Below are 13529 nucleotides of genomic sequence, written 5' to 3'. Positions count from 1 at the left end.
GCCGGGCTGCAACCCTTTGGCTAATAATAGCTATTTTTGCCCCGAAAATATATAAAATAAATGCATACGATTTTACTTACAGGAGGAGCAGGATTTATAGGATCGCATTTAACACGCTTGTTTGTTACTAAATACCCGCAATACAAGATCGTAAACCTGGATAAACTTACCTACGCCGGCAACCTGGAGAACCTGAAGGATATAGAGGATCAACCGAATTACAGTTTTGTAAAAGGTGATATTACTAACCTGGATCTATTACGCAGTCTTTTTAGTGAACATAATTTTACAGCAGTATTGCATTGTGCTGCCGAAAGCCATGTAGACAGGTCTATTACCGACCCCCTGGCCTTTATTCATACGAATGTATTGGGCACCGCTTCGCTGCTGCAGGCGGCTAAAGAATACTGGTCCGGCAACCTGGAAGGAAAAATATTCTACCATATTTCTACCGATGAGGTATATGGCTCACTGGGAGAAACAGGCTTTTTTACAGAAGAAACTGCGTATGATCCCCGGAGCCCTTATTCAGCCTCCAAAGCATCCTCCGATCATATTGTAAGGGCATTTTACCATACATATAAGCTGCCCGTAAAGATCAGCAACTGCAGCAATAATTACGGGCCTTATCATTTTCCCGAAAAACTGATACCACTTTGCATTCATAATATCGTCCACAATAAACCATTGCCTATTTACGGCAAAGGGGAAAATGTGCGTGACTGGCTTTTTGTAAAAGACCATACCCGTGCTATTGATGTTATTTTTCATCAGGGAAAAGTGGGCGAAACCTACAATATAGGCGGACATAATGAATGGACAAATATTGCGCTGGTAAAAGAACTCTGCCGCCAGATGGATGAAAAACTGGGCAGGGAAAAAGGCAGTTCGGAAAAACTGATCACTTATGTAAAGGACAGGGCAGGGCATGATATGCGGTATGCCATCGACGCTTCTAAATTAAAGAATGAATTGGGCTGGGTGCCATCATTACAATTTGAAGAAGGCATCAGTGAAACAATTGACTGGTATTTGAATAACAAAGAGTGGTTGAACGACGTAACAAGTGGTAATTATCAAAATTATTACGAACAACAATATCATAAAAGATAAGGCATGAAGGGAATTATCCTTGCGGGGGGCTCCGGTACAAGATTATATCCAATTACCATGGGTATCAGTAAGCAATTGATGCCTATTTATGATAAGCCGATGATCTATTACCCGCTCAGTACTTTAATGCTTGCAGGTATAAAAGAAATATTGGTGATCACCACCCCGGAAGACCAGGCACAGTTTAAAAGATTACTGGGCGATGGCAGCCAGTGGGGATGCGCAATACAATATGCAAAACAGGAAGTGCCTAATGGCCTTGCCCAGGCATTTGTGATAGGAGAAGAATTTATAGGGAAAGACAGTGTGGCGCTTGTATTGGGGGATAATATATTTTATGGTAGCGGTTTCAGCAAAGTATTACAGGAAAGCAGCAATACCAGCGACGCGGTTATTTTTGCTTACCCGGTAAGCGACCCGGAACGTTATGGAGTGGTTGAGTTTGATGCTAATTTTAAAGCAGTAAGCATAGAAGAAAAACCTGAAAAACCGAAAAGCCATTACGCAGTACCCGGCCTGTATTTTTATAATAACGAGGTGGTGGAGATCGCTAAAACCATTCAGCCCAGTGCCAGGGGGGAATATGAAATAACCACCGTGAATGATACCTACCTGCAACGTAAAAAACTAAAAGTGGCGGTGCTGGACAGGGGCTTTGCCTGGCTGGATACCGGCACATTTGAATCGCTGAATGATGCCAGTGAATACGTAAGGGTGATAGAAAAAAGGCAGGGCTTTAAAATAGGCTGCCCCGAGGAAATTGCTTACCGCATGAAGTATATTAGCAAAGAACAATTGCTGCAGCTGGCCGAAGGATTAAAAAAGAGCGGCTACGGCGAATACCTTAAAAAAATAGCACAACAATACTAACGCATGTCATACTTCGCTCATCCATCAGCTATAATAGACGATAATTGTACCATTGGAGATGGTACCAAGATCTGGCATTTTTCTCATGTAATGACTGGTGCAGTGATCGGCAATAACTGCAACCTGGGTCAGAATGTCGTGGTGTCTCCCAAAGTGGTACTGGGCAATAATGTAAGGGTTCAGAACAATGTAAGTATCTACGAAGGGGTGATTTGTGAAGATGATGTGTTCCTGGGTCCCAGCATGGTTTTAACCAATGTGATCAATCCCAGGAGTGCTGTGAGCAGAAAAAATGAGTTCAAAACAACTTTAATTCAAAAAGGAGCGTCTATTGGGGCAAACGCAACAATAGTTTGTGGTAATACCATTGGCAGTTATGCTTTTATTGGCGCTGGTACGGTAGTAACCAAAAATGTTCCTGCATACGCTTTAATAGTGGGCAATCCCGGCAGGCAAACCGGGTGGATGAGTGAATACGGGCATAAATTAAAGTTCAACGAAAATAATATTGCCGTGTGCGAAGAAAGCCGGCAGGAATATTTATTGGAAAATAATACCGTAAAACGAGTAAAATAATGAAAAATTTTGCCCTGATAGGCGCCGGTGGTTATATAGCACCCCGTCATATGAAAGCCATAAAAGATACCGGTAATAATTTATTATCGGCGCTGGACAAACATGATTCTGTTGGTATACTGGACAGCTATTTTCCTGCTGCCAATTTCTTTACCGAATTTGAGCGTTTTGACCGGCACCTGGAAAAATTAAAACGCCAGGGCACCGCAATAGATTATGTGAGCGTATGCAGCCCTAATTACCTGCACGACGCACATATCCGTTTTGGGTTGCGTATAGGCGCCGACGTTATATGTGAAAAACCGGTGGTATTGAATCCCTGGAATATTGACGCCCTGCTGGAAATAGAAAAAGAGACGGGTAAAAATATCTATACCATTTTGCAATTAAGGCTGCACCCGGCCATCATTGCATTAAAAGAAAAAGTAGCGGCAGCACCGGCCAATAAAAGATATGCGATCAACCTGCAATACATCACTTCCCGCGGCAACTGGTACCATGCCAGCTGGAAGGGAGACCTGCAAAAAAGCGGGGGGATAGCCACTAATATTGGGGTGCATTTCTTTGACATGTTAATGTGGATATTTGGGCCGGTAAAGGAAAATCATGTAACCCTGCATACAGCAGATACTGCCAAAGGAAATTTAGTGCTGGAAAAGGCCAATATCAGCTGGATGCTGAGCATAGATGCCAATACTTTACCCGAAGCAGTGAAAGCTACCGGCAAACGCACTTATAGAACGTTGAGTATAGATGGGGATGAGTTTGAGTTCAGTGAGGGGTTTACGGAATTGCATACAAAGAGTTATGAGGAGATCATTGGAGGAAAGGGCTTCAGGATACAGGAAACAAGGGCGGCGATTGAGTTGGTGCACAACATCAGAAATGCAAAGTAATAACATCGGTAGGGAAAGGTATTGTATGAGGTTTAAATTTATTTTACTGTAATAATTAGATCGAATAGCAAAGAAGTTAATGAACAAATCTGATAACACAAATGGGAGCAATTCGACGACCGAAAGGATAAAAGTTCTTTTCTTTATCGAACAAAGTATACCAAGTAGATTTTACGAAGCATATTTCCAGGAATTTGCAGAGCATGGAAATTTTGAATTTTATATTTTTAACCTCCAGTTTTCTCCGGAGGTTGAACTTCACTTAAAACCCTACATTAAAGATTTCTATTCGCTAAAAAAAAACGCAACATATAACAGGTGTCTTCCTGTTATATGTAAAACCATAAAAAAAATTGCGCCGGATATAATACATGCACAGGAAACAATACCGGCATTCTATGGTTCTATAGCTAATTTATTAACAGGGTCAAAAGCGAAAGTATTATATCATAGGCATCATAGCTTTTATCATAATTATAAAAAAAGGATTATGGATCATGTGGCTTTTTTGCTTTGCAAGAAAGTAATCTGTGTTTCAGAATTCAGTAAAGCCCAGGCGGCAAAAGAACATCCCATTTTAAAGTATAAATTGATCCGGGTTTATAATGGTGTAAAACTAACAAATGATGAAGCGCTAATAGATGAAATGGAATGCATCGAAAAAATTAAGCTGGACAGTAATTATAAAATTCTTTTTTTGGCAAGATTAAAGCCCCGTAAAGGGCACCTGTTGGCTATAGACGTGATAAAGGAAATTATTATAACAAATCCCAGGATATCACTTTTTATTGCTGGTGATGGAGAACTGAGAGAGCAAATTGGGAATTATATAAAAGAAAAAGGAGTCGAAGATAATGTTAAACTTACAGGCTCTCTATCATCAGTTAAATTATTGCTATCTGCAGTGGATATGGTAATATTGCCTAGCGAAAGCGAAGCTTTTAGCCTTACTGTTTTAGAAACTTTGTGTGCAGGGAAACTATTACTGGCATCCGATTTGCCAAGTATCAGAGAAATAATTACGCATGAAAAAAATGCAATTTTAATATATCCCTATAATAAAAAAGACTGGGTTAATAATATATGTTTTTACATGAACAATAAAGCAGAGGCAGAGCAAATAGCTTTAAATGGTAAGGCCCTTTTTGAGAACAATTTTATGATGCAAACTATGGCAGAAAATATGAGGAGTATATATAGCAACAATGCTACCAGAGGATAATTTAATTATTGCTACAAGAATAAACAACGTTATTATTTTACACAACAAAAAAAAATGAGAAAATTCCGGATTAGTAAATTACCTGTATATTTTAAAACAGTGTTTAACCAAAAACATCCGTTTTTATTTCTGCTCTGCTAATTTTATGATGATTACTGGGCTTAACAAGTATAAAAAATTTAAATTCGATGGATACAAAATCGCTTTTTCAAAATCTGCGATGTGTCTTAATCTTTTTATGGACCCTAGGGATAGGGAAGAAGAGGGTAAATTTCTGAAAGATTTTTTGAATATCGATGATATAGTTATAGATGCGGGAGCCAATATCGGTACAATAACTATTCCAGCCTCTTTGATTTGTAGCAAGGGCAGGGTGATAAGCATTGAAGCGCACCCAATAACCTATGGATTTCTTAAAGAGAATATTGCTTTAAATAACATTAAAAATGTTGTAACGATAAATAAAGCGCTAGGTAATAAAGATGGATATGTAAACTTTTCTGATGTTTCGAGTGATGATCAAAATAAGATAACGACCAATAGTGAGGGTATGGAAGTGCCTGCAACTACTCTTGATAATTTACTGGTGGAATATAATATCAATGAAATAGCATTACTTAAAATAGATGTAGAAGGGTTTGAAAAATTTGTTTTGGAAGGCGCGGGTAAAAGTTTAGACAAAACCAATACAGTGTATTTTGAAGTTTGGCAAAAAAGCTTCGAGTATTATAACTACAGTTTTACAGATATATTTACCATTCTTAAAGAAAAAGGCTTTGGAATATTTAAGTTCAACGATGGCGTCAGCCTAACTGAGGTAGATGAAAGCTTTAGAGCAGATGTATGCCAGAATTTACTTGCAATAAGATCTGTGGAAGGGTTTAGTGCCCGTACAGGCTACAATGTTCAACCACAACAAGGTAAATAATTTATTCTATAAAAAGATGACAACTTTAATATCAATTGTAATACCAACATATAACCGTGCAAATCTTATTGGAAAAACGATCACCTCTTTTCTTAATCAGAATTATCCATCCTTTGAGATAATTATTGTTGATGACGGTAGTACTGATGATACAGAAGCGGCTGTTTCGGTTTTTACCGACCCAAGAGTAAACTATTATAAAAAAAACAATGCAGAACGTGGGGCTGCGAGGAATTTCGGAACAAAACATTCAAACGGCAGCTATGTTAATTTTTTTGATTCTGATGATCTGGCCTTGCCTGATCATATTTCAACAGCAGTTGCAACTATTGAAAAATATAATCATCCTGAAGTTTTTACCTTGGGATATAATTTGGTAATGGAAAAAAAAGTACTTAAAGAAGTAAAGATTAACGGCCCCGCAAATATTTTGTTGCAAAAACAAAGCCCTTTAGGATGTAATTCGGTTTTTATTAGAAAAGATATTGCAGTAAAATATCCTTTTTCTGAAAATAGAGAAATAGCTGTTTCTGAAGACCTGCTTTTATGGTTAACACTATCTGCCAGGTATACTTTTCACGGTATACCAATAATTACATCTTCTCTAGTACAACATGATCAAAGAAGTATGTTAACAGATGCACCTGAAAAAATATTAAAACGCATGAATATACTGGTAGGCGAACTACAAAAAGATGAACAGTATATGACAACATATGGGAGAAAATATCTTCCTTATGTAAAATCGGAAAAAATATCCCTGGCGGCATTAAACTATGCTTTAAGGGGGCAAAAAATACAGTCTGTTACTACTTTATTCAGGGCCATAAAGATTACTCCTTCCTTACTATTTTCCAGGAGGTTTCTTGCAGTAGTAAAGTATTTACTAATAAAATGGTGATTTTCTATTTTTTCTTAATTGATAATAGAACATCCTGGTAGGATTGCAGTATTAGTTTTTTGTAAACAATGCCCATAAATACAATGATGGCGATAAATTGCAGTATGGCTGTTGTCCTGTAAGCAACGTAACCGGCGTTGGCCAGCCACCAACAAAACAAAATAAGCAAAATAAGCATTGCCAGTGTGGTATAGTTACTCTTTTTGAAAGAAATGGAAAAGGAACGTCTTGCAAAATATATACTGCTTATTGCACCAATTAATTTTGTTAATACACTTGTTACTACAGCACCCCAAATACCATACGGAGGAATAAGCACTGCATTAAGTGATATATTTGTAAACAGAACAATGATGCCGAAATAAATAAAGTAATGGGATTTTTTGGCATAAATGATCTGCAGACTGAATAAATAAGTGACGGCAGAAAATATATAGCCAATTGTCATTACAGGCAAATATTTTACAATTTCCAGGTAACCCTTATTGCTGATCAGTAAGTCTAAGTTTGAGCCAGCCATAATAATAAAAGATGCAAGGCAAGTTGACAATAAAAGAAACAACCTGTAAAGATGGTGTGATTTTTCTTTGTTTTCGACTTTAAAGAAATCAAAAACAAAAGGTTGTAAAGCAGCGCCTAATGCAAGAAATCCCATTTCGGTTAAGGAGCTTATGGTAGATAGAAAACTATATATACCCAGTGATTTCATATCAATAAAACGCTCAATTAAAAAACGGTCTCCATAACTGCTTAACCAGGCTATTAATGAAGAAGGTATTGTGTTGATGGAATATTTTAAAGACGGTTTTATAAACTTACCAAAATCAATATGAAAAAACAAATACCTGTAATGGCACAATAGTACAAGTAAAAAACAAGCAAATGCAACAATTACCCTTGCAGTTAAAGCGCCTGTGATACCGAGTTTAAGATAAACAATGAAAACGTATTGCATTGCAGTGTTTAATACAAACTGTATAATGCTGATCCACGCAAAACGAAAAACATTTTTCTCATATTTTAAAAAGAAAAGATACCCGGTTATGATATTAGTAAGTAGGCCATAACTAACAGTAAGCAGGCCATCGGGAAAGTAATTAATATGCTCTTTAAAGATAAGACTGAACAACCGGTTGCCAAAAATGCATGTTAACAAGAGTAAACCAATATTAAAAACGGTAGCGAATGAAAGCACGTTACCTACATAACGGTTAAGTTCAAACTTGTCTGAATAGCTGGAATAAAACGCAATAATTGCATGTATAATACTTAAACCTCCCAGGATAGTAAAAAGAATGTTCAGGTTATTGAGTATGGAAAAAATACCATATTGTGATTCTGAAAAATATTTAGTATAAACAGGCAGTAATATAAAATTGGATAAGGGTTGTAAAACAGATAAAAAAGTATACACAACTGAGGCTAAAAATATCTGTTTTTTCATCTTTTATATAAATGAATAGTAAATGACAAAAATACTATTTCTGCGGTTTAAATCTGCGCTTTTATACGTACTTTTACGTGTCCGGTATTTATGGCAAATTTATATTAACTAGCCTCCCTGTAATTTGATATGGATCCACTATTGAAGATGAAAAATATTTATGAACGGTGTTGCTCTGAACTTCGGGGTTTTGAAATATGGAATGGGTATTATTCTATGCGATACGAGGAGTTTGTTAAATTTTATAACTATTTTCCTGAAAAGCATTTTTCTAGTGCACTCGAGATAGGTTGTGGTATAGGATACCAGTCGGCATTTTTGTCTGTAATCAGTGACCATTTGGTTGCGAGTGATATAGACTTTGGCAGTATGATAAAGCATTCCCGGGGGCTTGAACTTACAAGAGATTTTATAGAGCAAGTGGGTGTTACCAATGTAACTGTGGTTAACGCAAATGCGGAGAAACTTCCCTTTCCTGATAACTCGTTTGATATGATATATAGCTCCTATGCGTTTCAGTATGTTCCCAATAAACCTGAAGCGTTGGCTGAGATAAAAAGGGTGTTGCGCCCCGGCGGATATTTTTTCTGTATACTGCCATCTACAGGTAATCGTATCACTACAACAAAAAACTATTATAAAGCGGCTTGTAAAAAAATGTTGAACTGGCCTTTTCAAAAAAAGAATTCAACTTCAAAGAAAGATGCCACAGTATCAGGGGAAATGAATACAAAAAAAAGTAGCCATACCAGGTTACTGCCACCCCCGGATGATGAAGCAAACAGCTTTATGAAAGAGCTGCTGATCTATTCTCCGGCAAAATGGACTAAACTTTTTGCAGATAATAAGCATGAAATTGTAGTAAAAATACACTCTTCAATAATTGAAAATAACAAAGCCTCTCAGGGTTTTTTGAGTAATTTAAGAGACCAGTTCAAATCTAATGGCTTTATTATAATAACACGAAAATGATTTTATGGGGCTTAAACAAAATTTGGGAAAAGTATACAGGTGGGGCTTACGCACTTTTATTTATAACGATATAAATAGCGCCCTGTTTTTCAAAAACGGATACCGCAAAAAAATTAATGATAAGAAAATTTTGGTGCCATTCAAATTCAGTTGGGTTTATCCTAACGAGTATGAAGTTGATAAAACAGATTTTATCAAAATACACTGCAAAGAAGGAAATGTTGTTTTTGATATTGGTGCTCATATGGGGGTGTTTTCCTATTTTCTGGCATGCCAGGTAGGAAAAACGGGCAAGGTATTTAGTTTTGAGCCTGCACCACTTACCTATAAAATGTTGCAGCATACAATAGCCTATAATCACTTGGAAAATACAGTTGAAGCTAATCAGATGGCAATGGCCGAGAAGGCAGGAGAACTAACTTTTTATATTTATAGTAATTCAAAAATTTCCAGTGGTAACAGCCTGTCTCCACTTAATCCCGCAGGAACTTCCCACGGCATTACTGTAAAAACGGTAACGCTGGACGATTTTTTTGAAGAAAAAAAATTAAGCAGGCTGGACTTTATAAAAATTGATGCAGAAGGAGCAGAGTTGGAAATATTGAAAGGGGGCCAAAAAACGATCAGGCAATATAAACCTTACATAACGTTAGAAGTTCACCCAAGAGTTTTTGTGCCGTCTGATAAAATAATGATAGAGTTATTTGATTTAATTGTATCTATGGGTTATACCATTAGTAAAAACAAAAAAATAATTGACGAGCGCGAATTTTGCAATCATATTGATTGTTTTGAGGTGGTTTTAACTCCCTGAAAAGCCGGGGATTTTAATGAAAAGCACAAATGATCGTGTTGTTTTAAAGGACTAAATCAATAAAATCTCCCATCTATAAATTTTGGGTATGAAAATTTTGATAATATCTGTTATTTTACAGGGGTGTTTTTTTTTAGCAAGGTCTCAAAATGAGTTGCCCAATGCTCAAAATATAATTGCTGATGTTACTGATCTTGCAACATTCTCTGTTAAATCTGCCACTTCAATTTTTATACAAAATAATTTAAGGGGTGGGCAGTTTTCTTTATATAACGGGCCAGACAGCGTGGATAATGGTATGATATTTAAGGATGGCCTTAACAGGAAATGGATAAGAAAAGCAGATAACAATGTGGTCAATGTACAATGGTATGGTATACGTCCTTATGTTGTAGGCCTGTCTAAACAAGTAAATGATAGTTATACGAAATTTATGGCAGCAGTAAAATACGTGTATGCCCATAAACAATTTAATACAGTATATATTCCGTATGTAAACAGCGATTATAAACAGTACTACTTCTTATCTACTATTACACTTGATAAAGACATAAAGATTGTGGGAGATGGAACTGCCAATAATCCTAAAACGGTATTGCTTTTTCCTCCTAATACAAAGGGTTTTAGTTTGCAATCTTCTGTAGCTACACATATAAGTCTGGAGAATTTATTTATTCAGCAGGAAACAATTCAAGGTGAAATTGATTCTACCGCACATGCTATAGAAACAGGAGTATTTACCTACTTACACAATATTTATGCTTACAATATAGCAGGAGATGGAGTGCATATTGCAGCCTGTGCTACACCAGGAAGCCGGATTGAGGGGAATGCAGATCAAAGTATACTTGAAGGAGTACAGACTTACAATTGTATGAATGGACTATCTATTGAAGGGTGCGATGCTAATGTGATAGATATCAATAATTGTTCGTTTGTAAACAATAAACGATGGGGAGTATACGATAATGGTTTGTTGGGTAATTTATACAGGAATTGTCATTTCAGCAATAACGGAAAACAGGGCGGCGTGGTGGTAACGTATAACAATAACTATTACGCTCCTGTTGATAAATTAAATAATACGGGTAAAAGGCCTGATCAAAATCCAGCTTATTGGTATAAAATTGCTCCTGTAGGCGGGGCTGTTTCCTGGGAGCCTTCAAAAAAATACTGGAGCGGTGGAGTTGCAATTATTGCTAATCCCAATGCCTACAGCAGATTTGATCATTGCTATACGGAGAGTTTTCAGCCCCCTGTAATACTAAATAACAGGTCGTCTTACGAGGGAGGAGATATTGGTTCAGAAGTAATGGGAGGTATTTTAGTGCGGGTTTTAAATGGAACTTACATAATTTACGGCAGCGATAAGGCAGGTACCCAGGTAGATAAATTAGGGGTGGGCGAAAGCCCATCAACCTTTTCTATAAGCGCTACCGGCACTAACCATCAATTAATGAGGCTAACATCCCCATCCATATTTACTGAATTAAGGATGGCCAATACCAACAGCAACTACGGAGGCGTTACTTACTACGATTCATTAATGCTGATGATTTCTAATGGTAATTATACTACTGCTGCATCCGGCAAATCTTTTTATCCTTATAGAGGAGATAATATGATGGATTTGGGCAAAACAACTCAAAGATGGGCTAACATTTATGGAAACAATCTTTTGAGTAACAGGGTGGGTATTGGCACAACAAATCCTGCATCTGCATTACAGGTAAATGGATCCTTTGCTACTGCATATATAGCTGTAACCGCTAATTATTCTATAGGCGAAAACGATTACACTATTGATTGTACACAAAATTCGTTTTCAGTAATTTTACCTTCAGCAGAAGGTATAATTGGGCGGATGTATGTAATAGTAAATAGCGGGTTGGGTAAAATTACAATCATCTCTTCAAACCGGCAGACAATCGGTAATTCTGTTAACGACCAGGCGCAGCAAACTTTGAGTGCAGGAAGTTCAGTTACAATTCAATCGACCGGAAAAAAATGGAGAATTCTATAAGGAAAATACCTTTAAAATACAGCGTAAATAAAGTTATAGTAACTTTGCAAACATTTCACAAGTTTAAAATAAACTGAAGAGGAAAATAATAAAAAGAAAATGGGGCTTAAAAATCTATTAAAAAGTACATACTATTATTTTAATCCTGCAAAATTCCCAAAGGAGATCACACTCAAACTTGGCTTTGTTTTTCATACGGAAGAAATATTTAATCCTGCAATACATAACACACTTATACGGTTTTGTAAAGAATATATTGCCATAACCGGAACAAAGTGTATTTGCGTTACGATGACGCCTCCAAACAAAAGAGTGGAAAAGGGGATGCGGCTGTTTAATTGCACTAACCAGGAGTATATCAACCGTATGCAGGAACTTAGCGAGGTTGCACACATTGGCTTTCACGGGCACTTTTGGCATGATCCGGAAAAATTTGAGAACAATGATTATTGCATTCGAAAGGATAATGATAAGTACAATTATGATGTGTTGTATAAACAATTTACTGATCAGATAAACTGGTTCAAGGAAAACAATGTATCGCACAACAATACCTATTCAGGCGGCTGGTGGTTTATCAACAAAGATATTATTGAATTACTTTTGGCCAATAACATTATGTATGATTATACGATCTCCAAATCTCCCAATTTATGGAACCCGTTTACAATTGAAATGACGAAAAAAAACGGGATAAAGTATGGAGAATCTTTTTATACATCCCTTAATGATAAAAAACTGCTGCATATCCAAAATCTTCATTGCGGACTTGATACGCCCTTCCCTTATGATGCAACAAGGTTTATGAATACGCTTTTAGATAAAGATTATCCCTGTATTACAGGAGTTTTAAACAGTCATGATTATTGCCTGGATTATGAATATACCCTAAACTGGATGCGGTATTTAAAGCAACTGCCCCAAGTAGAGTTTTTTAATCATGAACAACTAATAAGTCATCAGCTTGAGAATGCAAAGACTATATTTGTTTAAAAAATAAAATCATCAAAATGTCGAATACAGCATTTACAGCAACCAATAGTGAGTACCTGAATATTAACCCAACCTGGCATATTGAAGATTCGGCCTGGAAAGCCACGCAAATATTGAAAATGCTAGAGAGGAATAAACTGCAGCCAAAAACTGTTGTTGAAATTGGCTGTGGGGCAGGGGAAATACTGAATCAGTTACACGGAAGAATAAACGACAAATCAATTGAATTTTCAGGATATGAAATTGCTCCCGATGCCTTCAAGCTGTGCCTGGAACGACAAAAAGAAAGATTGGTTTTTTACCAGGAAGACCTGCTGCAGACTTCTAATAAGTATGATTTGTTACTAATGATTGATGTATTTGAACACGTGGATGATTATTTAGGTTTTATAAAGAAAGCCGGCCAAAAAGCTACTTACAAAATATATCATATCCCTTTAGATATGTCGGTATACTCTATCCTAATAAATAACTTCAAACATGTAAGAAAGCCTGGGGGCCATATTCATTACTATAACCAGTTTACTGCTTTGGCAACTCTAAAAGACTCAGGGCAGGAAGTAATTGATTGGTTTTATACCAAAACTGCCCTGGAAGTACATAATAAAAATATCTCCTTATTTACCAGGTTTATGAATTTTTTGCGCCGCATAGGGTTTAAAATAAAACCCGACTTTACTGTTAAAACTCTCGGTGGTTTTTCACTAATGGTTTTAACTAAAGAGGCCTAAATCTCTGTTCTGCCTTTTATACAATGACAGTGTAAATTCAGTCAAG

At 36.6% G+C, this 13529-nt stretch carries 13 protein-coding genes; 12 read left to right on the top strand and 1 reads right to left on the bottom strand.

The genetic code is table 11. The features are described 5' to 3' along the window. Positions 1-60: 60 nt before the first annotated feature. The 7 genes from rfbB to QM738_RS03135 all read left to right on the top strand — a co-directional run bounded on the left by rfbB (position 61) and on the right by QM738_RS03135 (position 6506). Positions 61-1113: a dTDP-glucose 4,6-dehydratase gene (rfbB, locus tag QM738_RS03165; RefSeq protein ID WP_462275234.1), complete on the top strand. Its 1053-nt coding sequence runs from the start codon at positions 61-63 to the stop codon at positions 1111-1113. A 3-nt stretch (positions 1114-1116) separates the two neighbouring features. Further along, positions 1117-1983, top strand: a complete 867-nt coding sequence (rfbA, locus tag QM738_RS03160; protein ID WP_462275233.1) for a glucose-1-phosphate thymidylyltransferase RfbA — start codon at positions 1117-1119, stop codon at positions 1981-1983. A gap of 3 nt (positions 1984-1986) precedes the next feature. Next, positions 1987-2559 (top strand): acyltransferase, encoded by a 573-nt coding sequence (locus tag QM738_RS03155; protein WP_462275232.1) that lies wholly within the window; start codon positions 1987-1989, stop codon positions 2557-2559. Further along, positions 2559-3455, top strand: a complete 897-nt coding sequence (locus tag QM738_RS03150; protein ID WP_462275231.1) for a Gfo/Idh/MocA family oxidoreductase — start codon at positions 2559-2561, stop codon at positions 3453-3455. The genes QM738_RS03155 and QM738_RS03150 overlap by 1 nt, the downstream gene beginning before the upstream one ends. Positions 3456-3534: 79 nt before the next feature. After that, positions 3535-4677: a glycosyltransferase family 4 protein gene (locus tag QM738_RS03145; protein WP_462275230.1), complete on the top strand. Its 1143-nt coding sequence runs from the start codon at positions 3535-3537 to the stop codon at positions 4675-4677. A 145-nt stretch (positions 4678-4822) separates the two neighbouring features. Beyond that, positions 4823-5605: an FkbM family methyltransferase gene (locus tag QM738_RS03140; protein WP_462275229.1), complete on the top strand. Its 783-nt coding sequence runs from the start codon at positions 4823-4825 to the stop codon at positions 5603-5605. A 16-nt stretch (positions 5606-5621) separates the two neighbouring features. Then, positions 5622-6506, top strand: coding sequence for a glycosyltransferase family 2 protein (locus tag QM738_RS03135; RefSeq protein ID WP_462275228.1), 885 nt, complete (start codon positions 5622-5624; stop codon positions 6504-6506). Between the two features lie 4 nt (positions 6507-6510). Here the strand turns inward: QM738_RS03135 and QM738_RS03130 are convergent, their stop codons facing one another. Further along, positions 6511-7950 (bottom strand): lipopolysaccharide biosynthesis protein, encoded by a 1440-nt coding sequence (locus tag QM738_RS03130; RefSeq protein ID WP_462275227.1) that lies wholly within the window; start codon positions 7948-7950, stop codon positions 6511-6513. A gap of 129 nt (positions 7951-8079) precedes the next feature. On the opposite strand from QM738_RS03130, the gene QM738_RS03125 reads away from it, so the two are divergent. The 5 genes from QM738_RS03125 (at position 8080) to QM738_RS03105 (ending at position 13483) form a co-directional block, all read left to right on the top strand. Next, positions 8080-8922, top strand: coding sequence for a class I SAM-dependent methyltransferase (locus QM738_RS03125; RefSeq protein WP_462275226.1), 843 nt, complete (start codon positions 8080-8082; stop codon positions 8920-8922). Between the two features lie 4 nt (positions 8923-8926). Next, positions 8927-9736, top strand: coding sequence for an FkbM family methyltransferase (locus tag QM738_RS03120; RefSeq protein WP_462275225.1), 810 nt, complete (start codon positions 8927-8929; stop codon positions 9734-9736). A gap of 88 nt (positions 9737-9824) precedes the next feature. Further along, positions 9825-11759, top strand: a complete 1935-nt coding sequence (locus tag QM738_RS03115) for a hypothetical protein (RefSeq protein WP_462275224.1) — start codon at positions 9825-9827, stop codon at positions 11757-11759. A 291-nt stretch (positions 11760-12050) separates the two neighbouring features. After that, positions 12051-12752 carry a hypothetical protein gene (locus tag QM738_RS03110; protein ID WP_462275223.1) on the top strand — a complete coding sequence of 234 codons (702 nt, stop codon included), beginning with the start codon at positions 12051-12053 and terminating at the stop codon, positions 12750-12752. A gap of 17 nt (positions 12753-12769) precedes the next feature. After that, positions 12770-13483 (top strand): class I SAM-dependent methyltransferase, encoded by a 714-nt coding sequence (locus tag QM738_RS03105; RefSeq protein ID WP_462275222.1) that lies wholly within the window; start codon positions 12770-12772, stop codon positions 13481-13483. Positions 13484-13529 lie beyond the last annotated feature (46 nt).

The sequence above is a fragment of the Ferruginibacter sp. genome (assembly GCF_049840995.1).
GTDB lineage: Bacteria > Bacteroidota > Bacteroidia > Chitinophagales > Chitinophagaceae > Ferruginibacter.
The sequence above is the reverse complement of the archived record's forward strand: the minus strand, read 5'-3'. Positions and strand labels throughout refer to the sequence as shown.